This window comes from Halolamina pelagica (assembly GCF_001307315.1).
Classification (GTDB): domain Archaea; phylum Halobacteriota; class Halobacteria; order Halobacteriales; family Haloferacaceae; genus Halolamina; species Halolamina pelagica_B.
The window spans coordinates 1251798-1278587 of sequence record NZ_LGUC01000001.1; the positions used below are offsets into that span (position 1 = coordinate 1251798).

Annotated in this window: 26 protein-coding genes, 1 tRNA gene and 4 pseudogenes; 16 read left to right on the plus strand and 15 right to left on the minus strand. The window is 67.2% G+C overall.

Annotated elements, in window-relative coordinates:
- Window positions 1-19: 19 nt before the first annotated feature.
- The 3 genes and pseudogenes from SY89_RS06620 to SY89_RS06630 form a co-directional block, all read right to left on the minus strand.
- Entirely contained in the window at window positions 20-466 is a 447-nt protein-coding gene (locus SY89_RS06620; RefSeq protein ID WP_054583616.1) for a GtrA family protein, read from the minus strand.
- Window positions 463-1230, minus strand: coding sequence for a glycosyltransferase (locus SY89_RS06625; RefSeq protein ID WP_054583617.1), 768 nt, complete (start codon window positions 1228-1230; stop codon window positions 463-465). Before SY89_RS06625 ends, SY89_RS06620 begins: the two co-directional genes overlap by 4 nt.
- A 68-nt stretch (window positions 1231-1298) precedes the next feature.
- Window positions 1299-5264: pseudogene (locus tag SY89_RS06630) on the minus strand (DNA polymerase domain-containing protein).
- Between the two features lie 102 nt (window positions 5265-5366).
- Between SY89_RS06630 and SY89_RS17150 the strand changes: the two are divergent.
- The 3 genes from SY89_RS17150 to SY89_RS06640 are packed head-to-tail and all read left to right on the plus strand — an operon-like array spanning window position 5367 to window position 6502.
- Window positions 5367-5543, plus strand: coding sequence for a DUF7331 family protein (locus SY89_RS17150; RefSeq protein ID WP_189319122.1), 177 nt, complete (start codon window positions 5367-5369; stop codon window positions 5541-5543).
- Between the two features lie 44 nt (window positions 5544-5587).
- Window positions 5588-6019: a DUF7322 domain-containing protein gene (locus SY89_RS06635; RefSeq protein ID WP_054583618.1), complete on the plus strand. Its 432-nt coding sequence runs from the start codon at window positions 5588-5590 to the stop codon at window positions 6017-6019.
- A gap of 45 nt (window positions 6020-6064) precedes the next feature.
- Window positions 6065-6502: a DUF7346 family protein gene (locus SY89_RS06640; RefSeq protein ID WP_054583619.1), complete on the plus strand. Its 438-nt coding sequence runs from the start codon at window positions 6065-6067 to the stop codon at window positions 6500-6502.
- Here the strand turns inward: SY89_RS06640 and rad50 are convergent.
- The 3 genes and pseudogenes from rad50 to SY89_RS06655 form a co-directional block, all read right to left on the minus strand.
- Window positions 6499-9191, minus strand: a pseudogene (gene rad50 / locus SY89_RS06645) (DNA double-strand break repair ATPase Rad50). The gene SY89_RS06640 and the pseudogene rad50 overlap by 4 nt on opposite strands.
- Window positions 9188-10453, minus strand: a complete 1266-nt coding sequence (gene mre11 / locus SY89_RS06650) for a DNA double-strand break repair protein Mre11 (RefSeq protein WP_054583620.1) — start codon at window positions 10451-10453, stop codon at window positions 9188-9190. Before mre11 ends, rad50 begins: the two are co-directional and overlap by 4 nt.
- Before the next feature lie 73 nt (window positions 10454-10526).
- On the minus strand, window positions 10527-10847 hold the full coding sequence (locus SY89_RS06655; protein ID WP_144427153.1) for a hypothetical protein: 321 nt from the start codon (window positions 10845-10847) through the stop codon (window positions 10527-10529).
- A 136-nt stretch (window positions 10848-10983) separates the two neighbouring features.
- Here SY89_RS06655 and pan1 point away from each other — a divergent pair, with 136 nt between their 5' ends.
- Together pan1 and SY89_RS06665 are read left to right on the plus strand one after the other, a co-directional pair.
- A complete protein-coding gene (gene pan1 / locus SY89_RS06660) occupies window positions 10984-12198 on the plus strand; it encodes a proteasome-activating nucleotidase Pan1 (RefSeq protein ID WP_054583622.1) in 1215 nt (404 codons plus the stop codon).
- A gap of 45 nt (window positions 12199-12243) precedes the next feature.
- Complete coding sequence (locus SY89_RS06665) at window positions 12244-12564, plus strand: MazG-like family protein (protein ID WP_054583623.1); 321 nt, start codon at window positions 12244-12246, stop codon at window positions 12562-12564.
- Here the strand turns inward: SY89_RS06665 and SY89_RS19035 are convergent.
- From SY89_RS19035 to SY89_RS06685, 6 genes and pseudogenes are all read right to left on the minus strand, one after another.
- On the minus strand, window positions 12561-12683 hold the full coding sequence (locus SY89_RS19035) for a hypothetical protein (protein ID WP_275575398.1): 123 nt from the start codon (window positions 12681-12683) through the stop codon (window positions 12561-12563). The genes SY89_RS06665 and SY89_RS19035 overlap by 4 nt on opposite strands.
- Before the next feature lie 53 nt (window positions 12684-12736).
- A complete protein-coding gene (locus SY89_RS06670) occupies window positions 12737-13681 on the minus strand; it encodes a PAC2 family protein (protein ID WP_054583624.1) in 945 nt (314 codons plus the stop codon).
- Between the two features lie 43 nt (window positions 13682-13724).
- Window positions 13725-13916 carry an RNA-protein complex protein Nop10 gene (locus tag SY89_RS06675; RefSeq protein ID WP_054583625.1) on the minus strand — a complete coding sequence of 64 codons (192 nt, stop codon included), beginning with the start codon at window positions 13914-13916 and terminating at the stop codon, window positions 13725-13727.
- Complete coding sequence (locus SY89_RS06680; RefSeq protein ID WP_054583626.1) at window positions 13913-14707, minus strand: translation initiation factor IF-2 subunit alpha; 795 nt, start codon at window positions 14705-14707, stop codon at window positions 13913-13915. Before SY89_RS06680 ends, SY89_RS06675 begins: the two co-directional genes overlap by 4 nt.
- Window positions 14708-14713: 6 nt before the next feature.
- Window positions 14714-14886 (minus strand): annotated as a pseudogene (locus SY89_RS15815) (30S ribosomal protein S27e).
- A complete protein-coding gene (locus SY89_RS06685; RefSeq protein ID WP_049980957.1) occupies window positions 14883-15164 on the minus strand; it encodes a 50S ribosomal protein L44e in 282 nt (93 codons plus the stop codon). The pseudogene SY89_RS15815 and the gene SY89_RS06685 overlap by 4 nt, the downstream one beginning before the upstream one ends.
- Before the next feature lie 108 nt (window positions 15165-15272).
- On the opposite strand from SY89_RS06685, the gene SY89_RS06690 reads away from it, so the two are divergent.
- Both SY89_RS06690 and SY89_RS06695 read left to right on the plus strand, forming a co-directional pair.
- A complete protein-coding gene (locus SY89_RS06690) occupies window positions 15273-15539 on the plus strand; it encodes an HAH_0734 family protein (protein WP_054583627.1) in 267 nt (88 codons plus the stop codon).
- 130 nt (window positions 15540-15669) lie between these two features.
- Entirely contained in the window at window positions 15670-15909 is a 240-nt protein-coding gene (locus SY89_RS06695) for a hypothetical protein (RefSeq protein WP_054583628.1), read from the plus strand.
- A 13-nt stretch (window positions 15910-15922) separates the two neighbouring features.
- Here SY89_RS06695 and SY89_RS06700 read toward each other — a convergent pair whose 3' ends face one another.
- Window positions 15923-18268: a DUF2298 domain-containing protein gene (locus SY89_RS06700; RefSeq protein ID WP_054583629.1), complete on the minus strand. Its 2346-nt coding sequence runs from the start codon at window positions 18266-18268 to the stop codon at window positions 15923-15925.
- A gap of 252 nt (window positions 18269-18520) precedes the next feature.
- Between SY89_RS06700 and SY89_RS06705 the strand changes: the two genes are divergently transcribed.
- The 5 genes and pseudogenes from SY89_RS06705 to SY89_RS06725 all read left to right on the plus strand — a co-directional run bounded on the left by SY89_RS06705 (window position 18521) and on the right by SY89_RS06725 (window position 22890).
- Window positions 18521-19429, plus strand: a complete 909-nt coding sequence (locus SY89_RS06705) for an ABC transporter ATP-binding protein (RefSeq protein WP_054583630.1) — start codon at window positions 18521-18523, stop codon at window positions 19427-19429.
- Between the two features lie 4 nt (window positions 19430-19433).
- A pseudogene (sufB, locus tag SY89_RS06710) lies at window positions 19434-20863 on the plus strand (Fe-S cluster assembly protein SufB).
- The gene (gene sufD, locus SY89_RS06715) at window positions 20863-22113 is read left to right on the plus strand and encodes a Fe-S cluster assembly protein SufD (RefSeq protein ID WP_054583631.1); all 1251 of its coding nucleotides are present in this window, start codon (window positions 20863-20865) and stop codon (window positions 22111-22113) included. The pseudogene sufB and the gene sufD overlap by 1 nt, the downstream one beginning before the upstream one ends.
- A gap of 145 nt (window positions 22114-22258) precedes the next feature.
- Entirely contained in the window at window positions 22259-22687 is a 429-nt protein-coding gene (locus SY89_RS06720; RefSeq protein ID WP_054583632.1) for a DUF2178 domain-containing protein, read from the plus strand.
- Entirely contained in the window at window positions 22684-22890 is a 207-nt protein-coding gene (locus tag SY89_RS06725) for a helix-turn-helix transcriptional regulator (protein ID WP_054583633.1), read from the plus strand. The genes SY89_RS06720 and SY89_RS06725 overlap by 4 nt, the downstream gene beginning before the upstream one ends.
- A gap of 18 nt (window positions 22891-22908) precedes the next feature.
- Here SY89_RS06725 and SY89_RS06730 read toward each other — a convergent pair whose 3' ends face one another.
- Entirely contained in the window at window positions 22909-24120 is a 1212-nt protein-coding gene (locus SY89_RS06730; RefSeq protein WP_239685529.1) for an MFS transporter, read from the minus strand.
- 142 nt (window positions 24121-24262) lie between these two features.
- Here SY89_RS06730 and SY89_RS06735 point away from each other — a divergent pair, with 142 nt between their 5' ends.
- The 3 genes from SY89_RS06735 (at window position 24263) to SY89_RS06745 (ending at window position 25333) form a co-directional block, all read left to right on the plus strand.
- Window positions 24263-24760, plus strand: coding sequence for a ferritin family protein (locus SY89_RS06735; protein WP_054584681.1), 498 nt, complete (start codon window positions 24263-24265; stop codon window positions 24758-24760).
- Window positions 24757-25188, plus strand: a complete 432-nt coding sequence (locus SY89_RS06740) for a metal-dependent transcriptional regulator (RefSeq protein WP_054583634.1) — start codon at window positions 24757-24759, stop codon at window positions 25186-25188. The genes SY89_RS06735 and SY89_RS06740 overlap by 4 nt, the downstream gene beginning before the upstream one ends.
- Before the next feature lie 42 nt (window positions 25189-25230).
- Window positions 25231-25333: transfer RNA gene (locus SY89_RS06745), tRNA-Gln, on the plus strand.
- Window positions 25334-25585: 252 nt separating this feature from the next.
- Here the strand turns inward: SY89_RS06745 and SY89_RS06750 are convergent.
- Window positions 25586-26077: a hypothetical protein gene (locus SY89_RS06750; protein WP_054583635.1), complete on the minus strand. Its 492-nt coding sequence runs from the start codon at window positions 26075-26077 to the stop codon at window positions 25586-25588.
- Between the two features lie 397 nt (window positions 26078-26474).
- Between SY89_RS06750 and SY89_RS06755 the strand changes: the two genes are divergently transcribed.
- The gene (locus SY89_RS06755) at window positions 26475-26699 is read left to right on the plus strand and encodes a hypothetical protein (protein ID WP_054583636.1); all 225 of its coding nucleotides are present in this window, start codon (window positions 26475-26477) and stop codon (window positions 26697-26699) included.
- Window positions 26700-26790: the final 91 nt, after the last annotated feature.

The window sequence follows — 26790 nt, forward strand, 5'->3', positions numbered from 1 at the left end:
CTGTCGGTTCTTCCCGGGGTCAGTCAGCGGTCACGCGCCACGTGAACAGGCTCTCGAGCACGTAGTTCAACAGCAGCGAGCAGCCGATCGCGATCGGGAACGTCGCCAGCTCCCAGAGATCGACGCCGAACGCCGTCAGCGCGATCGGCAGCCGCGTCAGCCCCGCCACCACCCCGACCTGGACAGCGACGCCGCCGCTACGCACCAGATTCGACTTCAGGAACCGGCGCAGGATCGCCCAGCCGCCGTCGGCGCCGTGGGCCGCGAACGTCCAGCGCTCGTTCACGACGAACATGACCACGATCGCCACCTCGGCGCCGATCAGTTTCGCGAGCTCCGGCGGGACGCCGACGCCGGCGCTCAGCACCGAACTCGCCGTGAGGTCGAACACGGCGCCGACGGCGCCGACGGAGACGAACTGGCCGAAGCGGTCGACGGCGAGTAGTTCGTCCGGAACTCCCCTCACTGCTCACCTCGCTCGATCAGCAGCGGTCGGTCGAGCTGTCCAGCCAGCAGTCGGTGGAGCCGATCACCGCGAACCGCCTTCGCGCGGTGGCGAGCGGCCAGCAGTCCGGTGAACAGCGAGAGCGTGTCGCTCACGGGGTCGACCGTCGACTCGGGCTGGTCCTCCCAGACCACGGGCACCTCGGCGATCTTCCCGCCCAGCGCGCCCGCGATCGCGAGCAGTTCGATGTCCCACGCGAAACCCGACTCGGTGAGGTGGCGCCGGAGCCGCGACCAGAAGTTGGCCGACACCGCCTTCGCGCCGCACTGGTAGTCGTACAGGTCCGGGGTGAGCAGCTGGCGGGCCAGCCACGCGAACCCGTCGCCGAGGAAGCGCCGCAGCGTCTTCTGGTGGGACTGGACGGTCGCCTCGGGGTGGCGTCGGGAACCGGCCGCGAGGTCGAACTCGCCCGACTCGACGGGGTCGACCACGTCGGCGACCGAGTCGGCGGGCGTCGAGCCGTCGGCGTCGGCGAACGCCAGCACGTCCGTCGACAGCGCGTCGAACCCCTCGGTGATGGCGGCGCCCTTGCCACGGCGGCGGTCGGCGACGTGTACCGTCGCCGGGAGGTCGGCGAGGGCCTCGCTGTCGCCCGGTCCAGGATCGTCGAGTTCGATGCGGAGTTCCGCGGGGGCGAGCCGCTCGTCGAGCGCGCGAACGTAGCGCGAGAGCCGGTCCACGTCCGGCCGGTAGGCGGGGACCACCACGCCGACGGAGCGAGACATGTGGCGGCGTTCCGCGCCGGTGGGGAAAAAGCGTCCGAACTTCTGTGGCTCTCAGAGGGACGCCGAGATCAGGCCCACTGCCCCAGCCCGGTCTGTTCCTGCCCGGATTTCACTTCGTCCCAGGAGAGCCCCAGCGCCTCGATCACGCGCTCGATCGGCCCTTTGAGCGTCTTGTCGAGCATCTTCGGCCAGTCGATCTCGAACTCGTCGGGCACCTCCTCGGCGTACTCGAAGCAGATCACGTCCGGATCGCGCTTGAACTCCCGGTAGAGCGGATCTGTCTGGGGGTCGAACCCGTGCTCGTTCTCCATGCGCTGCCAGAACTCGGGGTGGACCTTCTTCAGGTAGAGCCGTTTGGGCTTCGAGCCGCGCTGGAAGTTCGTCCCCAGCAGGAGGTTCGCGTACTTCGCGCCGCGAACTTGGGCGGTGTCGGTGTCGTAGGCGTCGAGGCGTTTCCCGATGCCGCCGGGGATGCCGACCTCCTCCAGGTCGGCGTCGCCCTCCTCGAAGGTCGTGATCTCGTCGTGGAGGTACTCCTTCACGTCGTCCAGCTCGCCGCCGCGGACGATCATGTCGATCACCGCCTTCTGGACGCGCTTGGTGACGGGGGCGATGTCCGAGCGCTTGTACTCGAACCCGGTGATGTCGATGTCGTCGACGTCCTTCCCCTCCTTCCAGACGATGTGGCCGGCGTAGCGCTTCTTCTTGCCGGCCTGGAAGAACCGGCGGTAGAGCTTCTCGAACTCGATCTCGAACCGGTGGCTCTCGGCGTTGAGCTCGTCGCGGGCGAAGTCGTCGTAGCGCTCGTTGATGTGCTCCTCGATGCCGAAGGACTGTTCGATGGCCTCCTCCTTGGAGATCTGTTCTCCAAGAGACAACATAACGCTGTCAGTGTCACCATATGCCACCTCGTGGCCGATCTCCTCGCTCGCGGTCTCGGTGAACTCGATGACCTCTCGGCCCGTCGCCGTCACCGCGGCGGCGCCCTCGGTGTCGTAGAGGCGGAAGCGATCCCAGCCCGAGACGCCGTAGAGCGACTGGCCGACGAACTGGAACGTGCCGTTCCGGCCGGCCAGCAGGCTGTGGTTGTCCGCGACGGTGACGCAGTAGACGCCGTCGTCGGCGGTGCTGGTCGAGCCGCTGCGGTGCATCCGGAGCGTGTTCTTCGACCCTTCGTCGACGTAGATCCGCCACGAACCGCTGTTCTCCCCGTAGCTGGCGGTCAGTCCGAGGTGGGTGCAGAGGCGGAGCACGTCGTCGCGGAGGCGGTCGCTGGAAGTGGTGTAGCGCCACGAGTTCGGCTGGCGGTCGCCGTCGCCCGCGACGAGCGTGTCGAGGAATCGCCGCTTCTGGCGCTCGCTCAGGCCGAAGATGAACTCGGGGAGCTGCTTCTCGAAGCTGTGGCCGCCACAGAGCCGTTCGAGCGTCTCGCCGAGCAGACGGGAGGTGAACTGGTAGCCGTTCTCGTCGGCGTAGTAGTTGAACCCCATCCGGTCGAGCAGGTCGCCGATCGCGGCGTGGTCGTCGTCGCCACCGTCGGCCATCGCGGGCTGTTGTGCGATCTGGATCGTCGTCGCCGACCCCCGGAGCTTCTCGCCGAACTGCTTCTCCTCGGAGGTGTAGACGTTCCCCTCGGTAACGTACCAGGCCAGCAGGTCGAGGAAGTCGTCGCCGTCGAATGTTCGGGGGATCCACTTCCGCCCCGACTCCCGATGGACGAAGCTCCGCTCACAGACCGACTCGATGTACTCCCGGTGTTCTGCGTACGCCTCGGCGTCGAAGACGTACCCCTCCTCACCGACATCGTTCTTGAGGACCGTGTCGGGGTAGTAGCCCAGTTCCGCGGCGAACGTGTGACCGTGGACCTCCGGGCGGACCCAGACCTCGTAGTCGCCGTCGAGGTAGTCCACGAGGTCCACTTCTCCGAGGTCGTCGCCGTGTTCGGTCGACCAGTCGTGGGGGAGTTCGTAGTTCGTCGCGCGGTCGAGATCGCCTGCCTCGACGAAGCTGTAGCCGTCTTCGGTGATCCCGTTCGTCTCGTTCTTTCGGACGAGCATCCGGTGGTTCGGCGTGACGCTGAAGTCGATCTTGCTCGTCTCGATGTCGACCAACTCACCCTCGTAGTCGGGGTAGGCGTGGGTCTCCTCGACCGACTTCACTTCCATCTCCTCGGTGTCGGGGTCCAGCGAGTACACGTCGTCGCCGACCTCGAGGTCGCGGATGTTCCGGACGCCGTCGGGCGTGAGCACGTCGGTGTCGGGCGTGAAGCAGTTCATGATCACCTTCACCCCGCCCTGCTGGCGGTCGTAGCGCTCGTACGCCTCGGAATCAGGGTCGTGCTGGTCCCGGAGTTCCTTCTTCTCCTCGCGCTCGGTGAGGAGCTCGTCGATCATCTCCCGCATGATGCCGTCCGGCTCCTTCCGGAAGTGGGTGCCATCCGGCGCGTGGTACGTCTCGCCGTCGTACTCCTCGGGGTCGACCTTCGTCTCCGGCGAGGAGTTGATCGTCGCCATCGACATCGGGTACAGCGACTTCAAGTCGAGCACGGTGACGTTCTCCTTCACGCCGGAGATCGGCTCGAACACGGCGCCGCCCTCGAACTCCTCGGCGGCCTCCTGTTGGCCCTTCGACGGCAGGCCGAACTCGCCGTAGGCTTTGTGGAGCACGTACATGTCGACGGCGTCGCCCGCCGTCGGCGCGTCCTCCAGCTTGCAGCCGACGAACGAGCGCACCTCGTCCCAGAACGCGATCACGGACTGCTTGCGGTCGATTTCGACACAGAGCTCCACGTCCCGGAGGTTGTACTCCAGCAGCTGCTCGGGGTCCTGCTCCCAGAGGTCGCCGATGTCCCCGGAGTAGTGCTCCTTCCCCACGTCGAGCTCGCGCTCGCCGATGGCGTCGAGGCGGAACGACTCGAGCTCCTTGATGACGATCTGCTTGTAGCCGTACAGCAGGTCGAACACGACACGCCCCTTCACGTCCGGGCCACCCCAGTCCGAGCGCCACACCTCGTCGACCCGGGAGAGGCGGTCGATGTCGAGGTCGTACTCCGTGCTGGGGTCGACCATCTCCAGCCGGTCGAGCACGTACGGCATGTCGAAATCCTCGAAGTTCCAGCCGGTGAGCACGTCCGGGTTGGTCTCCTCGATGTACTCGACGAAGGCGTCGAGCATCGCCGGCTCCTCGTCGAAGACGCGCACGTCGACGCTGCCCGAGTCGGCGATCTGCTCGTACTCGTCGAGCATCTCTGGCGCCGCAACCTCGGCGTCCGGCGCGTCGAACAGCCAGACCACGTACTCGTCGTCGTAGGAGTCGTGGGAGGTGAGACAGACGATGGGCTCCTCGCCGTCCTCGGGAAGCCCGATCGGTCGTCGACCTCGATGTCGAACGTGTTGACCCGGAGGTCGGCCGCTGTCGGCGCGTCGACGGCGACCAGCTCCTCGTCGTCGTAGCGGACTTGGATCCGGCCGTCCTCCAGCCGTCGCTCGGGCACCTGCAGGCCGGCGCTCACGTCCTTGTCGATCAGGAAGCGGTTCGGGAACAGGATGTCCGCCTCGTAATGCTCCTCGAAGTCGTCGCGGATCTGCCCCACGTCCCGCGGCGTGCGACCGATCACCTTCGTCAGGGGCTTCCCCGGATGGACTCGAAGCGCTCGCCGTTGGCGTCCTCCTCACGCGTGTCGAGGATCACGTCGTACTCTTCGGTCAGCGCGCGGTCCGCGACGTGCTCCGTCGGGACGTAGAAGTACGGCTCGACGCCGAGTACGCGGACGTGCTCGTACTCGTTGTCGGCGGTGCGGCCGAACACGTGGATAACCGGGTACTCCTCGGCGCCGGAGCCCTCGATGGTGTAGTCGACCTGCGAGACCTTCAGTTGGGTGACCCCTCGCTGTCGGGGAACTTCAGGTCCGCGGCGTCGACCACCTCGCTGACTGTCTGTCCGGCGTTCCCGGCGACGACGGCCGCCTCCTCGTCAGGTCGGCCCCCGTCGGGGGTCTCGAACTCGTCGAGACCCCACTGCTCGCTCTCACTCATTGGCGGTGATTTGCCGGGATCCGTTAAAACGACGGTGGTCCGCGGGGCGGGCAGTCGCACACCCCCGAAAGGCATTTACTCTACCGATTGGTACTGATTCACATGCCCGACGAGAGCGGTCTGCCGAAGGCGGCATCGGAACGCCCGGGACCGGCTGACGACGGCTTCGAGACCGTCGAAACCTACGAGGTCGACGGCGGCGTCGTGTTCTACGACGCGGAGGCACCGCTCGCGTGGCTCCGGAGCGACGCGGCGGTGTCGCTGGCGGAGCGACGCTGAGGCGGACTGCGAACCCTTTTCTCGCTCGGTCCGGGAGGGAGACCGTGAGCGACGACGACCCGGTCGAGGCGTTCGTCGAGGGCTCCGTCGAGCCGTTCGAGGAGTCCGACGAGCGCTACGACGGTCCGAAAGCCCGGGACATGGAGGCCGAACTACGCGAGCGTACCGGCGCCGACGGTGAGGCCGTCGAGGCCGAGGTGAGCTCGGAGACGGCCTCGGCGTTCTGGGCGGCAGTGATCTACGTCAACGCCGGCGTCCTGTTGGTCGCACTCGGACCCGTCGTCTACGCGCTCCGGGGGCTCCCGCTCGTCTCGGTCGCGCTGGTCGCGGGGGGCCTGGTCGCGTTCTGGCGTGCCTACTCGGTCTACCGGGCGTTCGAGACCGACGACGACGCTGCGGCGGAGTCCGAACCTGTCGAGACCGACGACGGGGACCCGGAAGGGACAGCGTCCGGCGAGAGCGACGACGAGAGCTGAGCGTCCCCGGAACCGTTTTGCACGACTATCGCCTTTCCTCGAGCGATGCGAACGGTCAAGACGCCGGACGGGGAGCGCCATCTGTTGCTGTCGACGACTGACGGGACCGCACGACTCCGAGATCCGGCGACGGGGGAGGAGTGGACCGTCGACGAAGACGCTGTCGAGCCGGCCGTCGAGGGGGCGCTGGCGGTCGCGGCCGAGGGGATCCCGGAGTCAGTGAGACAGCTGGTTACGGCGGCCCACGACGAGCGCACGCTGGGGGTGTTGGTGACGCTCGTCGACGACGGACCGACCGCGGTGGTCGACCTGCTGTCCGCCGCCGGGCTGTGTGAGAGTGACTTCAACGGCCTCTTCGCCGAACTCCGCGCGGCGGGGCTGGTAACGGAGTGTCGTGTCGCGGGCGAGCGCGGCTACGCGGCGACTGAGACGGCCGCCGAGGCGGTGAGCCTGCTCCGGGGGGCGTCGACGGCCGACGCCTAGTCGCCGCTCTCCAGCAACGCTTCGGCCCGGGCGAGCGTCGCGGCGTCCTCCCGGCGCGCGGTCGAGCGGTTCGTGGTCGTATCCTTCTCGACGGTGACCAGCTCGTCGGCGGCGTCGACCAGCTCCTCGTCGTGGCTCACGATCAGGATCTGGCGCACGCCGAACCCGCGCATCTCCTCGACCAGATTCACCAGCCGGGAGACGTGTCCCGAGTCGAGGAACACCGTCGGCTCGTCGAGAATCAGCGGCGGCGTCGGCGCCGCGCCCTCGATCCCCTCCGACAGCAGGCGGTAGATCGCACACCGCAGCGAGAGGTTGAACAGCGCGCGCTCGCCGCCGGAGAGCTGCTCCGGCGACAGCGGCGTCCCGTCTTTCTGGTAGACGGTCAGGTCGTATTCGCCGTCGAGCTCGATGTGAGAGTACGCGTCGTTGCCGTAGGCGAGATCGAACGTCTCGTTCAGCATCCGTTCGAGCGTCTCGACGTTGCGCTGGCGGAGCTCCGCCCGGAGGTCGCCATACGTCTGCTCCAACTGCTCGGTCTCCTCGTGGAGCGACTCCAGATCCGCGACGGTCTCGGCGAGTTCCTCCCGGTCGGCGCGTAGCGCCTCGAGCTCCTTGATCTCGTTCTCGACGCTCCCGATCTCGCCGGTGAGTTCGTCGCGGCGGTCGGCGAGGGCGTCGAGCTTCGCTTCGACCTTCTCGAGGTAGTCGACGGCGTCGTCCCGCCGTGATCGGGCGTTCTCGACGCGGTCGCGATCGAACTGCTCGCGGAGGTCGTCCCGGCGCTCCCGGAGATCTCCGAGCCGGTCACGGCGCTCGTCGGCGAGTTCGGCCTTGCTCTCGCGTTGCTCGCGCAGGCGGTCGATCTGGTCTTCGGCGTCCTCGATCGCGTCGAGGGCGTCGGCGACAGCGTCGAGTCGCTCCCGGCGCTCGTCGAGTTCGTCGAGCTGCTCGTCCAGTTCCGCCACGCGCTCGCGGGCCGCTGCCGCCTCGGATTCGGTCTCCGCGGCCGCGGTCTCGACCGCCTCGGCCTCGGCGTCGAGTTCGTCGGCCTCCTCGCGGAGCGTCTCGGCGTCGGCGCGATCCTCCACGATCTCGGCCTCCAGTTCCTCGACGCGGGCCTCGAGTAGCTCTCGACGCTCCGCCAGCGTCGCGGCGCGACTCTCGGCGTCGGCCAGCGACTCGGCGTTCTCGATGTCGGCTTTCAGGTCGGCTTTCCGGCCGTTGAGCTGGCCGAGCTCCGCAGCGAGCGTCTCCACGCGCTCGCGATCGGCTTCGAGCGAGTCGACGTGCGGGGAGTCCTCGACGGGCTGTCCACACTCGGGGCAGTTCCCCGCCTCGAGCAGTTCTTCGGCCTCTTCGACGCTGTCGCGTGCGGAGGCGAGTTTGCCGACGGTCTCCTCGATCGCCGCCTGCACCTCGTCGAGTTCATCGCGGAGCCGCTCGCGGTGGGCGTCGGCCTCGCCGATCTCGACGGGAGCGTCGGCGAACCGGGTCTCGATCGCTTCGCGCTCCGCGACCACTTCTTCGAGATCGGCCCGCACGTCCTCGAGCGCGGTCTCGTCGTCGTCGGCCTCGGCGTCGAGTTCGGCGGCGCGTTCGCGCTTCTCGCTGGCGTCTTCGCGAAGGCGCTCCGCTTCGTCCCGGCGGCTCTCGGCCTCGCTCTCGAGGCTGGTGACGCGGTCGCGCTGCGCCTGGCGCTGTTCGCGGAGCTCGGCCTCCCGCTCGTCGATGCTCTCGCGTGCCTCGGCGACGGCCGTCTCGGTGGCCGCGTCGATGCCGGCGGCGTCGGCCAGGTCGGCGAGCTCGGTCTCGCGCTCCTCGATCCGCTCGCGGATCTCGGTGATCCGGTCGAAAAGCGCCTCGCGCTCGGTTTCGGTCTCGCGGATCGACGCCTCCAGCTCCTCGATCTCCTCGGTCAGCTCCTCGAGTTCGGTTTCGCGCTCCTCGGCCTGCTCGATGATCGACTCGGCGTCGGCTTTCGTCTCGCGGGCCTCCTCGCGGTTGGCCTCGAAGCGCTCGATCTCGTCGTCGAGGTCGGAGAGCTCGCTTTCGAGTTCATTGAGTCGGTCGTGGAGCGCTTTCTCCTCTTTGGCTTCGATCTGCTCGTCGAGTTTGTTCAGTCCACCGCGCTTGTCCGAGAGCACGTCCTCGACGCCGAGGCGGGCGTCGCTCGCCCGCTCGCGGTACTCCTCCAGCTTCCCCAACTGGAGCAGGTCGTCGATCATCTCCCGGCGCTCCCGGGGGAGGCGTTGATCAGCCGGTTCACCTCGCCCTGGCGGATGTACGCGCAGTTGCGGAACGAGTCGCTGTCCATCCGCAGCAGCTCCTCGCCGACGAACTCCCGTACGTCCCGGGCGCCCTCGATGACGCCGTCGGGCCCGTCGAGCGTGCAGGTCCGGGTCGAAATCGAGTCGCCGGACCGCCGGAGTTCGCGGGTGATCTTGAACGCCTCGCCGGCGTGGGTGAACCACAGCTCCACGTCGGTCTCGTCGGCGCCGGTCGTCACGGCGTCGTCGAGGGTGCCGTCGAGCGCCCGCGAGCCGTAGAGCGCGAAGAAGCAGGCCTCGAGCAGCGAGGACTTTCCGGAGCCGTTGAGCCCGTGGATGACGGTCACCCCGTCCTCGAAGGTCAGATCGGTGTCGGCGTAGGGCTTGAAGTTCCGGAGCCGCAGGCGGTCGAACTTCACAGGTACTCCTCCATGGTGCCCTGCGCGGCGTCGTCTGACTCCCCTGCCGGGTCGGCCGTCGCGTCCCTGACGGCCGGTTCGCCATCATCTCCGTCGTCGCTCCCGTCGCTGACAGCGGTGTCGTTGGTCTCCCGACCCGCGTCCCCGTCGGCGCGTTCGAACGCCGCGGGCTCCTCGTCGAGGAGGTCGGTCACCCGGTTCTTCACCGCCTCGCGCACGTTCGAGTCGGCGACTTTGCTCTCCCGAACCGTCTCGTCGACGCCGCGGGCGGCCGTCGAGAGCCCCATCTCGGCGACGCGCTCGGTCACCGCGTCGTCGGGATCGGCGAAGCTGACGCCGACATCGGCGTCCTCCTCGACCTCACGACGGTCCGTGACCCGGACGAGCAGGGCGCCCGCCTCTTCGCCGGCCTCCTCGATCGCGGCGGGGGTGACCGGTTCGCCGTCGCCGGTGATCTCGACGATACAGACCGCGTCCGTGAGGTCGTGCTGGCGCACCTGCTCGCGGACGCGCTCGACCCCTTCGCCCTCGGCGAGGTCGACAGACACGAACGCGAACGGTCGCGTGTCGAGGCTGCGCCGACGGATGTCGACCTCCCCATCGTCGAACGTAACGAGGTTGTAGCCGCGGGCGTCCTCCTCGCTCGCGCTCGCGCGCTCGGTCGACCCACAGTACGTGACCCACGTCCCCGAGACCTCGGCGGTGTCGGGTTTGTGGTTGTCGCCTACCAGCATCGCGTCGAACTCGACGGTCGCCTCCGAGAGGACCGTCTCGGTGTCCCACTCGCCGAACTCGAAGGGGGTAAACAGCCCGTGCGAGACGAGCGCCGCGTACTCGGCGTCGTGGCCCGCGAACTCGTAGGTGAGGTCGTCGCGGCGCGATTCCGGCACCCAGTCGAGGCCGTAGAACGCGGTGTCGCCGACGACCTCGGGCGTGTCGTCGAGTCGCGTCGCGAGTTCGGTCCCTTCGAACAGGTCCAGCCACTCGCCGGTCCGGGTCGCCTCGTGGTTCCCGACGACGGCGAGAAACGGGATCCCGGCGTCGTCCAGTCGGCGGAGCGCCGAGAGCACGCCCATCAGGTCCGGCAGTTCCGGCCGGCGGTCGTGGAACAGGTCGCCGGCGTGGACCACCGCGTCGACGCCCTCGTCGATGGCGTCGTCGACGACGGCGTCGAACGCCCGGCGGAAGTCCGCCCGGCGCTCGGGGGAGTGGTACTGCTGGTAGCCGACGTGGGTGTCGCCCGTGTGTATCACCCGAGTCATCTGTCCTCGGCTACGCCCCTCCCGGGAAGAGCGTTGTGCGAGCGGGGTGGAAGTGGTCCGCCCCCGGCGAGGCTCACCGAGGCCCCTCCACCGCAGCGTCGCGGAACCCCTCGATCGTCGACAGCACAGCACGACCCCGGGTCGCGAGCGCGTCGTCGCCGCGGCCGTCGGCGAGCTCGACGGCGCGGCGGAGGTCGGCCTCGCGGTCGGCGTCGACGAACGCCGCTGCCGTGCGCACGCGCTCCATCGACGCCTCGGCGTCGGCGACGACGCGTTCGCCGTCGCCCTGGAACTGGCCGGGGAGGCCGTCCGGGGGGCGATCGCGTTCGTGGTGTCCGGGCGCGCCGTTGGCCAAGCTGGCTAGCGCCCGTGCGACTGCGTCCGGGTCGGTCACGGCGAGATTCGCCGCCCGATCACACTTGAGGATTCGGGTGGATACGGGAGGCAGCGGCGCTGTGCTGGCCGTCCGGCCGCGGTGGATTCCGACGGGACCCGAAGCCTCATAAGAGTCAGCCGCTTACGGTCCGCCAATGAGCGATACGGTTGACGACGTCGAACTCCCCTACGAGGAGACGGCGTCGCAACAGGAGAAGATCGAGTCCCTGCGTGAGCGCCTCGAGGATCTGGAAGACCAGAACGAGCAGATGCGTGACAGCCTGCTCGACGCCAACGCCGAGAACAACAAGTACCAGCAGAAGCTCGAACGGCTCTCCCACGAGAACGAGAAGCTCAAGCAGTCGCCGCTGTTCGTCGCGACGGTCCAGGAGATCAACGACGACGGCGTCGTGATCAAGCAGCACGGCAACAACCAGGAGGCCCTGACCGAGGTCACCGACGAGATGCGCGAGGATATCGAGCCCGACGACCGCGTCGCGGTCAACAACTCCCTCTCGGTCGTCCAGAAGCTGACTCGCGAGACGGACGTGCGGGCCCGCGTGATGCAGATCGACCACTCGCCGGACGTGACCTACGGCGACATCGGCGGCCTGCAGGACCAGATGCGCGAGGTGCGCGAGACGGTCGAACTCCCGCTCCAGCAGCCCGAGACGTTCGACACGGTCGGCATCCAGCCCCCGAGCGGGATCCTGCTCCACGGCCCGCCCGGGACGGGGAAGACGATGCTCGCGAAAGCCGTCGCCAACGAGACCGACGCGAGCTTCATCAAGATGGCCGGCTCCGAACTCGTCCACAAGTTCATCGGCGAGGGCGCCAAGCTCGTGCGTGACCTGTTCGAGGTCGCCCGCGAGAACGAGCCGGCGGTCATCTTCATCGACGAGATCGACGCCATCGCCTCGAAGCGGACGGACTCCAAGACCTCCGGCGACGCCGAGGTTCAGCGGACGATGATGCAGCTGCTCTCCGAGATGGACGGCTTCGACGAGCGCGGCGACGTGCGCATCATCGCGGCCACCAACCGCTTCGACATGCTCGACGAGGCGATCCTCCGCCCCGGCCGCTTCGACCGCCTCATCGAAGTGCCCAAGCCCGACCCCGCGGGTCGCGAGCTCATCTTCCAGATCCACACCCGCGACATGAACGTCGCCGACGACGTGGAGTTCGGCGCGCTGGCGGAGATGGCGGAGGACGCCTCCGGCGCCGACGTGAAAGCGATCTGTACCGAGGCCGGGATGTTCGCCATCCGCGACGACCGCACCGAGATCGAGCGCCAGGACTTCGAAGCCGCCTGGGAGAAGCTCCAGCAGAGCGAGACGGTCGAGGCCGGCGAGTCGCCCGCCTTCGCCTGATCGGCGCGTCGCCGGATTTTCCTTCACCCCTACGGTCGAGTAGCCATGCCCGAAGAGCTCTCCACAGCCCAGCAGCAGGTGGCCGACTTCCTCGACGACAACGGGATGCACGCCCCGCCCGCCTACCGCATGCTCGACCTCGCCGCCGAAGTCGGGGAAGTCGCCGCAGACGCCGCGAAGTCGAGCGAGTACGGCGAGGCCCCGGAAGCGCTCTCGGTCCCCGAGGCCGAACTCGGCGACGCGCTGTTCGCGCTGTTGGCGCTGGCCGAGGAACTCGACGTCGACGCCGGCGACGCGCTCGAAACGTCACTGCGAAAGTACGAGAACCGGATCGCCGCCGACGGCGACGCCGGGTCGGGCCGTTAGAGCAGAACGAAGATCGCCGTCGGGATCGCGAACAGCAGCACCGTCATCGCGACCAGAATCAGTCCGTAGCCACCGAGGGTGCCTGCGAGCGCGCGCCACGACGGGTGGTCGGTGTCCATACCGGAACGGGAGCGCGCCCGAACTTAGTTCTCCCGGGTCAGCCGCTCGCCGCTCAGCCGATGTAGCGCAGCTCCTCGTCGCTGGGGCCGGCGCCGCTGCCCTCCTGCATCTGCTGAATCTTGCTTACGACTTCCTCCATCTCCTCGGCGCGCTTCTCCAGCGCGGCGAAGTCGACGCGGAAGTCGAGCTGCTGTTCGAGCGTCTCCAGCACCGCCTGCGCGCTTTTGGGGTCGACGAGGTAACCGCTGGTCTCGCCCATCAGGCAGGCCACGTCGAGGTCGCGGCGGCCGCCGAGGCCGAGCAGTAGCCCCGAAACGCCGACGATGCCGCCGGCCGGCTCGTCGCCACGGAACTCCACGCCGGCGTCCGAAAGCGAGTCGGTGAGTGCGGGCTCGCTGACGGCGCCGAGGACGTTGTGCTCCTCGATGAGCTCGCCCGTCGGCACGCCGCCCAGCGCGTAGGCTTCCTCGACGCCGAACCCCTCGGCCACGTCGAGGAACGCCTCCGTCAGCTGGTAGTGGCCCTTGTTGCTCCCGGCCTGGTGGTTGCCGGTGAGCACGAGCAGATCGCGGTCGGTGGGGACCGTGCCGGGATCGTCGTCTTCGTCGCCGTTCTCGCCTTCCTCACCGTCCTCCGCCTCGTCGACCGCGCCGCCGTCGGCGAGCGCGTCGCCTTCGGGGTTCTCGTCGTCAGCGTCGGCTTCCTCGTCACCGTCTTCAGCCTCGTCGTCGTCCTCGTCCACGTCGGTCGGTGTCGGCGAGGAGAGGTCGACGGCGTGGAAGGAGGCGTGGGTCAGCGAGGCGACGCCGTCGTCGTCCACGTCGACCTGCGGGGGGAACTCGTCCGCGTACACGCGCCGGACGAGCGTGCTCTCGAACTCCTCAAGCAGGTGCTCGGCGGCGAGTTTGCCGACGTGACCGACGCCGGGCAGCCCCTCGACCAGTACGGGCTCCCGGAGATCGGGGTCCGCGACGGTCTCGATGTCGATGGGATCCATACACGCGAATGGTCCACCGGCGGGTAAAGGTGCGTCGAAACCCTCAGTTCGTGTCAGGCCCGGCGTCGCGGGCCCGCCGGCGGTACTCGCCGTAGGGGTCCGCGGGATCGAACGGCGCCGGGGCGGAGTTGATCGCCTCGGCGCCGCAGTCGGGACACGTCGAAGAAAGCGTGTAGACGGGTCGCTCGTGTTCGGACTCCCACGCCGAACAGACGTGGATGTCCGACTTCGTCATTCGTCGTCTTCCCTTCGCTCGCGGTGGTACTCGGCGGTGCCGCCGAGCGCCTCGATCGCGGTTTCGGCGCGGGCCGCGGCGGCCTCGAGTTCGGCCTCTGCGGTCTTGTAGTCGGGCGCCTGTACCTCGATGCGGTACTCCGGGGCGCCGACGTAGGAGACCTCGAGTTCGACCTCCTCGGGAACGTCGTGGTCACCCTCGCCGGCGGCGGCCCGGAGCGCCTCCTTCACGTCGTCGACGCCGTCGGGGCCGGGCGAGCGGATGTCCACGTAGCCGGTGACGTTGACGTACGGCACCGAGACGTTCTCGCGGGCGGTCTGGACGACCGCTTGCGCGTCCTCGTCGTCGAGCGAGACGTCGTCGAGCGCCTCCATCCCGTGGACGGCGGCCTCCTCGAACGCCTCGTACAGCGAGTCGTACGCGACCAGCAGCGACTCGACTACGTCGTCGCGGCCGTGGTCCTCGCCGAAGGCGAGTTCCATCCACTTGTCGGCTTTCTGCTGGTTCTTCCAGCGCTGGATCGTCTCCTTGCGCTGGTGCTCGTTCACGTCCTTCAGCGAGAGGTCGACCTGCTGGGCCGACTCGTCGACCTCGAGCACTTTCGCGACGACCGTGCGGCCGACGCTGACGTGGTCGCGGACGTTCTTGATCCACCCGGAGGCGACCTCCGAGATGTGGACCAGCCCGCGGTGCTCGTAGCCCTCCATGTCGACGAACACGCCGAAGTCGGCGATCTCGTCGACGGTCCCGACTACGAGCTCACCCGGTTCGGGCCACTCGTTCCCCGCCATCTGGAGCTATCGCGCCTCGACGACGTCGGCGACTTCGCCGTTGATGGCGGCTTTCCCCCGGTGGGCGTCGCCAGCGTGGTGCCACAGACGGCACAGTTGACCGTCGTGGACGCGTTCTGGAAGACGATCTGCTCGTTCTCGCAGTCCGGGCAGACCACCGTGATGAAGCTCCCCGTCATTCCTGGAACTCCAGGCGGCCGGTCCGCCACCCTTCTCGCATGTGCGCTTTGTTGCAGTCCGAGCAGATGTACTTCAGGTGGGTCTTCTTGGTCGGCTTGTTGCCGGCCGGCACCTTCGAGAACTTCCCGGAGTTCCCGATGACCTTCTTGCCGCGCTTCTGCTGGCGGGCGGCCCACTTCATGCCGGTCTGGCGGCCGGATCGAACCTTCTCGACCTCGTGTTCGTGGTGAGCGTCACAGTGCGGACAGTACGTGTTCATGCGGCGTGGCATCTCCATGGATATTCGCCTCTTGCTGGCGAGTTCGGGAGACTTGCTTAAAACCCGTTTGGTCTCGACCGGCGGGGGAGCGAAGCGGTTAAGGAACGTCTCGGCGAACCCAGGGGCATGAAGCAGCTCATCGTCCACGGCGACGCGGGAGTCCGACGCGACGACGTTATCGAGGTCGACGGGGAGGAGCTGATCTGTTTCGGCGTGAACAAACAGGGCGACTGGCACGGCCCTGACGAGCCCCAGCTCTGGTGTACGGTCGGGACCGAGGAGGACCGCGAGACGTACGACAAACGGCAGTACGTCCCACACTGGCTCGACACCGAGAGCGTCGACGCCGAGGACGTCGAGATCGTGAGCGAGAAGAACCCGCTGAACGTCTGAGTCGATCGCTGTCCGAAGCGGGCGGCCCAGTGGACTGTTTCGGGTGACCCAGTACACCTTTATTTTCGGCGTGAGGGGGACTGAGTATGGTTCCCGATCGACGCGATACGGTCCCCCACTGACCGAGCGGTTGGTCACGTACTCGATCAGTGGCGGCGAGACCGCTGTCGAGGCGCTGATCGGGGCGTTCGAGGCCCTCGAACCCGACGTTCAGGCGCGCGAGAGGACGCTGTACGATCACGTCGCGACTGACGCCGTCGACGAGCTGCTCGCCGCGGAGACGGCGATCCGCCTCGAGATCGTCATCTGGCAGCACCCGGTCGTGCTGACACGCGAGACGGTCGAGGTGTACGCCGTTCCGGACGCGTAACGCCGGCGGCCACTCACTCGGGGAGCTCGGACGCCGTCACTTCGTACACGACCACGTCCCCCTCGACGAACGCGGGTTCGTACCCCGCGCGATCGCTGAAGTTCACCAGGTCGGTGCCGTACCGAGCGCGCTCGGCGGCGCCAACCCAGACGTACTCAACGTCGTGCTCGCGGATCACCGACGCCGCCTCCGCTGGCGACCCAGTGTAGAGCGCGTCGACGGCCTCCGCCCGGCCGTAGTACGCGTCTGGCCCCCGGTAGCCGACTTCGTGGGCCCAGCCGGCAACCGTCGGGACGCCGGTGAGGCTGGCGCCGATCGCGGCGTCCCAGCTGTACATTCCGGGCTCGCCGCCGGTGCCGGGTGCGGAGACGATCACCGTCTCGCCGTCGGCGGTTCGGTCGAGCCAGTCGACCGCCGCGAGTTCGCTCTCGTCGTACCAACTGGGCATCGAGGTGGCGTCGAGCGTCGGGTCCTGGGAGCCGGCGAAGTGCCCCGAGAGCGCGAAGCCGCCGTAGAGCGACGTGGACACGACGAGCGCGGCGACTAGCACCGGGACGGCGACGCCACGACCCAGCGCGGGGCGGTCTGCGCCCCGGACCGCCCGTGTCGCACGCCCGACTAGCCCGGCGACGGCGGCGCCGGCGGCGACGCCCCAGAACACCCAGATCTGCATGTACGTCTTGAACACCGTGTTCATCCGGAGCGGCCCGGCCTGCTCGTTGACGAACACGAACTCGACGATAGTCACCAGCCCCGCGCCGGCGACGATCAGGACGGTCTCGTAGCCGGCGTCGCGGAACCGGAGGACGGCCCAGCCGACGATCAACAGCGGCAGCGTGAACGCCAGCACGTCGAGCGGAAGGGCGACGGTGACGACGGCGACGGCACCGATCGCGAGCGCCAGCGACCAGCGCCGGTCGCGTGCGACTCGCCCGAGCAGGTAGAGCCCGAACACGACGAGGAACCCGCCGTGAACCGCGAACAGTTCGAGGACGCCGCTGCGGGCCGCGGCCGGGAGGAACTCGATCGTCCGACTGCTCCCGCCCGTCATCGTCCCCGCGAGAAACGGCGCCGCGAGCACGGCCGCGACGGCGCCGAGCGCGCCGACGACGCCCAGCGGCACGACCAGGCGTTCGAGCTCAGCGAGCGCGCGGGCGGCCGTGTCGTCATTCCCCAGGGAGTCGGCTGCCCGGCCGCGGGCCGCCCGGATGCGCTCGGCGGCGCCGCGCGGGAGGAGGGCCGTGGGGTCTGCGGGCGCGAGCGCCAGCGCGAGGTAGGTGACGCCGAACACGGAGGGGAAACTCCACGTGCTCGTGACGATCTGGAACTGTCCGAGCAGGGGGACGACTGCGAGCAGGCTCAGCCGGCGCCGACGCTCGTCGGCGGGGGTCAGGTAGAGGGCGAACCCCAGCGCAGCCGCGAGCAGCAGGAACGGCGTCCCCATCATGTGGGCGTGCATGTCGCCGTTGAGCCACGCGAACAGCGGGAACTCGTTGATCGTCGGGAACGTCGCGCCGTCGACGGAGTCGGAGATGATGCGGCTGGCGTTCCAGTAGCTGAACCCCTCGCCGGAGAGCGGGAGCGACTCGATCCCGGGCGCGATCGACTCACGGATCCCCGCGGGGAGGAGCCCGAGGAGGAGGCGACCGACCGTAGCGAGGTTGCTCGCGAAGCCGACGAAGAAGGCCGCGAACGCGCCGCCAAGCCGGGGATCGACGCCGCGCTCGGCAGCGACGTTGCTCGCGAGGTCGTACGCCGCGGTGACGAGCATCGCGTAGAACCCCGCGAGCGCGAGATTGTACGCCAACGCCGGCGCCGTGCCGGTCAGGTAGGTCAGGATCGCCGCGACGAGGTGGCCGCCGTAGTAGTACTGCACCGACTCGCCCGCGAACCAGAAGTCCTCGGGCGGGAGCGTCCCCGACCGCAGTAACGTCCGGAGCATCCCGAAGTCGAGATACTTCTCGCCGCCGCTGGCGTGGACCGCCGGATCGACGCTCCGGATCGCGATCAAAAGGAGGAACGCGGCGACGAACACGACCGCGGTTTCGGCGACGACACGCCGATCGACGCCGAGATCGCCCGCGAGCCGCGGTTCACCGTTCCGGAGCGCGTCGCGGTCGAGTCCAAGCGCCGCGGCGAGGGCGACGAGGACGGCGACGCCGGCAGCCACCGTGAGCGGCCCGAAGGAGAGTTTCCCCAGCCAGTACACCGGGAGCCAGATCGTCACAAGCGCCACCGGGAGGGCGAACCCGACGCCCCGGCTTCGGAACCGGGCGAACAGCCGGGCCGCGAGTGGGTACCCCAACACCGCCACCCCGGCGAACACCGCCAACCAGACGAGCACGGCGAGATACTGCATTGCCGGGATCCGCGGCCCGGACCGGGAAACCCCTTTCGGGTAGTCCGCGAGAGTGCCGCGATAGCCGGCGTCTCTCACTCCAGCCCCGCAGAATGCCGGTTCAGCTAGCTGATCCTGGCGACCCTCGAGCGCCACGACACAGCCCGGAGTTTTCTGAAGGGAAAACATTTCTTTCCTTCCTGAAAAACGGTCGGGGGGTGATGCGTAACGTTCATGCGTGCGACACCCCGATGTACCCCCACGAGGCTACGAATGGCTACACTCGAAATCAACAACCTACACGCGGAAGTCGCCGAGAACGGAGAGCGAATCCTTCGCGGGGTCGACCTGGAGGTCAACTCCGGGGAGATCCACGCCCTGATGGGTCCGAACGGGTCGGGCAAGTCCACGACCGCCAAGGTCATCGCGGGCCACCCGGCCTACGAAGTGACCGACGGCGAGATCGTCCTCCACCTCGAGGAGGAGGACGTCGAAGACGTCGACGCCGACGAGGACGAGATGGCGTGGGACCTGCTCGACCTCGAACCCAACGAGCGGGCCGCGCTGGGGATCTTCCTCGCCTTCCAGTACCCCGCCGAGATCGAGGGTGTCACCATGACGAACTTCCTCCGGCAGGCGCTCAACGCCAAACTCGAGGAGCGCGAGGAGCTCTTCGAGGACGAGGACGAAGCCGACGCCGAGGAGGAGGAGGACGAGGGCTACGAGACCTCGCCGATGGAGGGTCCCGCCGACGACGGCGAGATCGGGGTCGCCGAGTTCCAGCAGATCCTGAGCGAGAAGATGGAGCTGCTCGACATGGACGGGTCCTTCGCCCAGCGCTACCTCAACGCCGGCTTCTCCGGCGGCGAGAAGAAGCAGAACGAGGTGCTGCAGGCCGCGATCCTCGAGCCGTCGATCGCCGTACTCGACGAGATCGACTCCGGGCTCGACATCGACCGCCTGAACGACGTTGCACAGGGGATCGAACGACTGCGCGACGAGCAGGGCACCGGCGTCCTGCAGATCACCCACTACCAGCGGATCCTCGACTACGTGGAGCCCGACCGCGTCCACGTGATGCTCGACGGCGAGGTCGTCATGGAGGGCGACGCCGAACTCGCCGAGACGCTCGAGGAGAAGGGGTACGACTGGGTGCGCGAGGAAGTCTACGAGACGGCTTAAACCCATGAGTTCAGACCAGGACCACCTACAACAGACCGATACCGAGGAGCGCTTCGACTTCAAGAAGGACTCCGAGGCCGCCTACGCGGCGGAGAAAGGGCTGACCGAGGAGACGATTCACGCGATCTCCGACGACAAGGACGAGCCCGACTGGATGCGCGAGCGCCGCCTGCGCGCGCTCAAGCAGTTCCAGGCGATGCCGATGCCGACCGACTGGCCGGGCCAGCCCGACCTGTCGGAGATGGACATCAACGAGATCGTCCCGTACATCCGTCCGGACATCGAGACCCGGGGCGGCGTCGACGACTGGACCGACCTCCCGGACGACATCAAGGACACCTTCGACAAGCTGGGCATCCCCGAGGCCGAGAAGAACGCGCTCTCGGGCGTCGGCGCCCAGTACGAGTCCGAAGTCGTCTACCAGAACATGCTGGAGCGATGGGAGGACAAGGGCGTCGTGTTCATGAACATGGACCAGGCCGTCGACGAGCACCCCGAGCTCGTCAAGGAGCACTTCATGACGGACTGTGTCCCCCGAGCGACAACAAGTTCGCGGCGCTCCACGGCGCCATCTGGTCGGGCGGCTCGTTCGTCTACGTCCCCGAGGGCGTGACGGTCGACATGCCCGTCCAGGCGTACTTCCGGATGAACTCCGAGGGGATGGGCCAGTTCGAGCACACGCTCATCATCGCCGAGGAGGGCTCTGAGGTCCACTACATCGAGGGCTGTTCCGCCCCGAAGTACTCCGCGTTCAACCTCCACTCCGGCGGCGTCGAGGTGTACGTCGGCGAGGACGCCCACGTCCAGTACTCGACCGTGCAGAACTGGTCGAAAAACACGTACAACCTCAACACGAAGCGCGCCCTCGTCGAGCAGAACGGGCGCATGGAGTGGATCTCGGGCTCGATGGGCTCGAAGGCGACGATGCTCTACCCGTCGACGGTCCTCAAGGGCCGCGGCGCGAGCGACAACCACATCACCATCGCCTTCGCGGGCGAGGGTCAGGACATCGACACCGGCGCGAAGGTGTACCACAACGCGCCGGAGACGAAGTCCACCATCGAGTCGAAGTCCATCAGCAAGGACGGCGGCCGCACGAACTACCGCGGCCTGGTCCACATCGCCGACGGCGCCGAGAACTCCTCGACGGCCGTCGAGTGTGACGCGCTGATGTTCGACAACGAGTCGACCTCCGACACGATGCCGTACATGGAGATCAACGAGTCGAAGGTCGACGTGGCCCACGAGGCGACGGTGGGGAAGATCGGCGACGAGGACATCTTCTACCTCCAGACCCGCGGGCTCGACGACGATGACGCCAAGCAGATGATCGTGAGCGGCTTCATCGAGCCGATCACGGAGGAACTGCCCATCGAGTACGCAGTCGAGCTGAATCGACTGGTGGAACTCGAGATGGAGGGGAGCCTCGGATAATGAGCACGACGCTCAAACAGGGTCTCACCGCGGACACCGTCCGCGAACTCTCCGAGGCCCGCGACGAACCCGAGTGGCTGCTCGAACGTCGCCTCGACGCGCTCGAGGCGCTCGAGGAGCTCGACCTGCCGGACGTGATTCAGACGCCCGGCCGCCGGTGGACGAACCTCACCGACCTCCAGTTCGAGCGCCTCGTCGATCCGCTGAACCAGTCCGACGAGACCGAGCGCGTCACCGCCGAGGGCGTCGAAGTGCTCGACTTCGAGACCGCTCTCGACGAGCACGAGGAGCTGCTCCGCGAGGAGTTCGGTGCGACGCTCGACCCGGAGACGAACTACCTGACTGCGCTGTCGGCGGCGCTGTTCACGACCGGCACGCTGATCTACGTCCCCGAAGGCGTCGACGCCGAGGACGTGAAGATCCGGACCGAGATGCGCTCGGACTCGCTGTTCAGCCACACGCTCGTGGTGACCGAGGAGAGCGCCTCCGTCACGATCCTCGAAGCGATCGGTGACGAAGGCTCGCCGGTGCTGGCAACCGGCGAGGACGAGGGGTCGGCCGCCGACGACGAGGGAGGCTACTTCAGCAACCTCGTCGAGGTCGCGGCCGGACCGAACTCGAACGTCCAGTTCGGCTCGCTGCAGGACCTCTCGGAGGACGCCTACTGCTACACGCTCAAGCACGGGATCGCGGGCGACGACGCCACGATCAACTGGATCGAGGGCAACTTCGGCACCCAGATCACGCGATCCGACGTCGAGACGGAGCTCAACGGCGAGGGCAGCGAGTCCCAGATCGTGGGCTCGTTCTTCGGCCACGAGGACCAGCACTTCGACGTGAACGCGCGTGTCTGGCACAACGCCGAGCACACCACCGCGGACCTCGTGACCCGCGGCGTGCTCGACGACACCGCGCGCTCGGTGTACGAGGGCGTCCAGGACGTCGGGCGCGACGCCTGGGACACCTCCTCCTACCAGCGCGAGAACACCCTGATGCTCTCAGACGAGAGCGAGGCCGACGCCTCCCCGAAGCTGATCATCAAGAACCACGACACCGAGGCCAGCCACTCCGCGACGGTCGGACAGGTCGACCAGCAGGACCTGTTCTACATGACCTCGCGGGGCATCTCCCCGGAGCAGGCACGGAACATGCTCGTCGAGGGCTTCTTCGTGCCCGTGCTCGAGGAGATCGCCGTCGAGGAGTTCCGCGACGACGTCGAGACGCTCGTCCAGGAACGCCTCCGGAACTGAGCGGCACCGCGTTTCCCTCTACTCTCTCCCGTTTTCGACCCTTTAGCGACGGCTACGGCCGCTCGTTGTAACCGGCGACAGCTTTACAGTGGTGTGTAAAGTAGGCTTTACTGTAAAGGACGCTTTCCATACGTCCTCGGTTCCCATGAACGAGACCTCGAACGTACTGGAGACGCGCCAGAAGTACCGGAGTTGGATGAACAGTGCGATGGGGACGGGCATCGTCGGTGGCGCCGCGCTCCTGATAGCGGCGGCACTCCTCGAACGGGACGTGCTCGTCTTCCTCGGCGTCGCCGTCTACTGGGCCGGCATGGTCGGGTACCTCGTCATCAAGCGACGCTCCCCGGTCCGAACCCGCGACGAGCGCGAGGCCCGCATCAGTCAGGAGGCGTCCGAGTTGACGCTCAACGTCCTCGCGGCTCTACTGATCTTCAGCGCGCCGGCGATAACGGTGCTCGAGACCACCGGCGTCTACGAGGTGTCCCGGTTCGTCTGGGGGATGGTGACGATGCTGGTGGTGGTCGCGATGGTCGTCGGCGTCGCCAACTGGCACGTGGAGCGGCGACGATCGTGAACAACGACCTCCCCGAGCGCCGGGACGAGCGAAGGATGAGCCAGGCCGATCTCGCGGCGGCCGTCGGCGTCTCCCGGCAGACCATCAACGCGATCGAACGCGACCGCTACGACCCGTCCCTGGATCTCGCGTTCGACTTGGCCGAGGAGTTCGGCTGCCGGATCGAGGACATCTTCGAGCCGAGCGAGGACGCGGACGGCTGAGCTCCACACTGGCCCAGGCTAACTGAACATCTTCTCGCGGCGGATCTGGAGCCGGAGGAACGCGGGGATCGCGATCAGCGCCAGCAGGATCTCCGCGCCGCCGGCGAAGCCGAAGGCCGCGGGGTAGCCGAAGTCGTCGGCGATCAGCCCCCCGCCGACGACGCCCGCGAGGAAGCCGAGGCTGCCGGCGATGTTGAACCCACCCAGCGCCACGCCACGCTCGCCCTCGGGCGCGAGGTCGACGACGAGCGCCATCGTCGCCGGCGCCATCAGCGCCCCGAGGACGCCGACGGCGACCATCCCGAACTGGACCGCCAGCAGCGCGTCACTCTGGGCGGCGAACACCGAGTCGGCGGCGCCGATCCCCAGCACGACGACGCCGTAGAACGTCGACCCGGCGACGATGGGGGCCGTGCGGCCGAACCGGTCGGAGAGCCGGCCGAACGGGTACTGTAGCAGGCCGAACGGCGCGAAAAACAGCGCGAGCGTGATCCCCGTCTCCGCCGGCGAGAGCGAGAACGCGGTCCGGAAGTAGACGGTGCCAACCAGCGCGAAGAAGCCGGCAGTCATGCGGTCGGCGAAGCCGAAGGCGAACGGGACGGTGAGGGCGGGCGTCCGACGGAGCGCGCCCAGCGCCTCGCGCACGCCCTCGTGGTCGCCCTCGGGGGCGCGGTCGGCGACGAGCAGCGTGGCGGCGCCGACGAGCGTCAGCAACACGGCGCCGGTCCACAGCGGCACGAACGGGCCGACGGCGTAGAGCTGGCCGCCGATGGGGGCACCGAGTGCGGTGCCGATTCCGATCGCGATGCCGGCGGCGCCCATGTTCCGGCCGTTCCCCTCGCCGAGGTCGGCGAGCATCGACATCGCCAGCGAGAACGCGCCGACGGTCGCGGCCCCCTGCAGGAACCGGACGGCGAGGATGAGCCAGAAGGCGGGCGCTGTGGGGCCGAGCAGCGCGAGGGCGCTGTAGCCGACGGCGCCCAGCACGGCCCCGGCAGCGACGAACGGGATGCGGCGCTCGACCGTGTCGCTGGCGGCGCCCCAGACGCCGGCGGCGACTGCGAACGCCGCGAACTCGGCCGCGAGGAACCACGTGCTCGCGTCGAGGTAGTTGCCGCTGCCGAAGCCCATCGCGGCCACGAGCCGATCCACACCCGGGTACAGCAGTGTCTGGGAGAGCATCACCGCCCAGACGACGAGTGCGAGTGCGGTTCGGTCGCGGGTAGACACGCGGGGGGTTCGAGGTGGGGAGGCTTCGGACTTCCGGGTTCGATCGGCGCCGTACACCCGCGGAAGGGCCGGGCTTAAGTCCCTCCCTCCCAGAGTCAGCACTGATGAGCACGGTATCGGTCGCCGACTGGCGGTGGTCGCTGTGAGCGTCGACCAGCGGGTCGACTCCGACCACCAACTCGCGCGCCTGCTCCAGATCGGGGTGGTGCTCGAAGAGGTCGTCGAGGCTCGGGCGTACCGGCACTACCAGAGCCTCGCCGAGGAGGACCGCGATCTCGAGGCCGACGTGGAAGCGCTGCTCGAGGAGGCCGCCACGGAGTCGGCACGCCACCGCGAACGCCTGGAGGAACTGGTTGACGAACTCGACGCCGACTCGATCCCCTTCGAGGACATCGAGACGCTCGTCGAGGCCCGGTACGGGCGCACCAAGCCCGAGGACTTCGACGGCGTGCTGTACGACCAGCTCTGTAACGAGGAGACGGCCTACAAGTTCTACGACGACCTGATCGACGCGATCGAGGCGAGCGACGCGGCGTTCTCGCTCGAACGCGAGCACGTGGTCGACGTGTTGACCGAGATTCGCGACGAGGAAGCCGAGGGGGTCGAGGAGGTAACCCGGATCATGGAGGCTCGCGAATGAACACGGCCAATCAGTACCTGAAAGCAATCTATCTTGTCCAACGGATGGACGACGGCCCGGCGGCGACGGGGCGTGTCGCCGACTCGCTCGACGTGAGTCCCGCAAGCGCAAACGAGATGATCGGGAAGCTGGAGGATCGGGGACTCGCTGAACACGAGAAGTACAAGGGCGTCTCGCTCACCGAGGAGGGGATCACCCAGGCGGAGAACGCGCTCCAGACGTACTGCATCCTCGAGCGCTTCCTGGCGAACGTCCTCGGCGTCGAGGAGTTCCGCAACGAGGCCCAACAGCTCGAACCGGTGATCGACGAGACCGTCGCGGAGCGACTCGACACCATCATCGACCGCGCCGACGAGTGCCCGGACTGTTTCGACGCCGAAGCAGACGCCTGTTGCTACCTCGCGGAGAGCTGCGAGGGGGCGGACTGAGACGGTAATACTCTTGTACGGCGCGCTGCTTTCTCCGAGTGCAGTCCCGTGGTGTAGTGGCCAATCATGAGGGCCTTTGGACGTGCTCGGTGGTGCCGAGCGCGAAAGACAGCCTTCGACGGCGGTTCGAATCCGCCCGGGACTATATCCAAAAAGGCACGAATCCTCTTTTTTGAGGATTATTTTGCCGCTTTTACTAGCCGGTGAGTGGCGATGCGGTGGTGTCGCGCGCGCCGTTGGCCAGACGCGAGTGACTGTGCCTGTGAGTCGAGACGGTGACATATGAGAGCCACACCTGACTGTGACCTGAGAGTGTGAGTCGAGAAGGTGAGCCGACAGTGACGAAGAGAGATGTCCCATGTGTCCGCCTACAGCGAAGTCAGTTCCGAGAGGGAGTTCAGTAGAGTTGCTTGTAGGCGTCCACGACCTTGTCTCGGTGCGTGTCAAGCCCGTGTACAGTGTATTGTCCCCAGTTCACTTCGTCGAACACGCCCGTTCCGTCGTTCGGATGAACCTCTCGTACTCGGCGGAGCTGGAGGGTTTTCATCGTCTTCTCCCCACTCGCTTTTCGGGCTTCGTAATCACGCAGTTCGATGTCGCTATGTGCAGGTACCTGGCCAAGGAGCCCACCTTCGATTTTCGGCGTGTTTGTGGCCGGAATGAACACGAGACCGCCGTCTCGACACAGGTCGTACATATTGTCCATCGATGTTTCCCAGTCATCCTCGGGGCTTGCTGCGGTAGAGACGGATGCCCCGACACCCCAGTCGATGCCGAATCGCCGTTGTTTGTACATCTCGAGGCGCGCATCGTCTGAGATGCCTGCCTTGTCGAGTCCGACCATCACGTTCGCGAATGATACAGGATCAGTGCGGGGATCTTCCAGCATGCAATTCTTTCTGTCAAAGGGTATGGTCAATAATTTTCCCCTCGGGGAGTTCCTTCGTCTGTGAGGTGTGCGTGTGAGTCGAGACTGTGACTTGTCCGGGTCACACCGGACTATGATGTCTCACTGTGACCCGTGACTGTGGCCTGTGAGCGCTCAGTGATGAAGCGAGGTGTGCGCGTTGGTTTTATTTCGATGATGGGGTCTTCATTTCGACAACACCCCTTCATTTCGAAGACGGTGCTACAGTGGCGAAGCGAGGTGTGCCCCTCCACTACCTGTGAGCGGCGAGCGCTCGCCGGCTAGACCGACGCTATAGCGTTTCTCCCTTCAGGAATCGAGCGAAGCACTCCCTATCGGGCGTGACGTTTTTACCTATAATATTACTATCTGTTACTATATGGAAGAAACTGAAACAGACCCAGTGGTCGAAGCGACGGAAACAATCAAAGGATACCTCGAACGCGGGGAATACGACGAGTTGGACAGGCAAATATTCCTCATCATGCAGAAACTCGAACGAGAGCTTGCGGTGAAGTTTGCTGAACAACACGAGGAGACCATTGCAGAATTGACTGAAGAGGCCATTCGGGAGAAACTCGACGAGGCTGATTCCGATGAATGACCCGACGAAAGTCACCGTGCAGTGTAGTGGCGTCACCGATGACGGGTCTCGGTGCGAACGCACGATGACTGTGCACGTACATTTCAAGCAC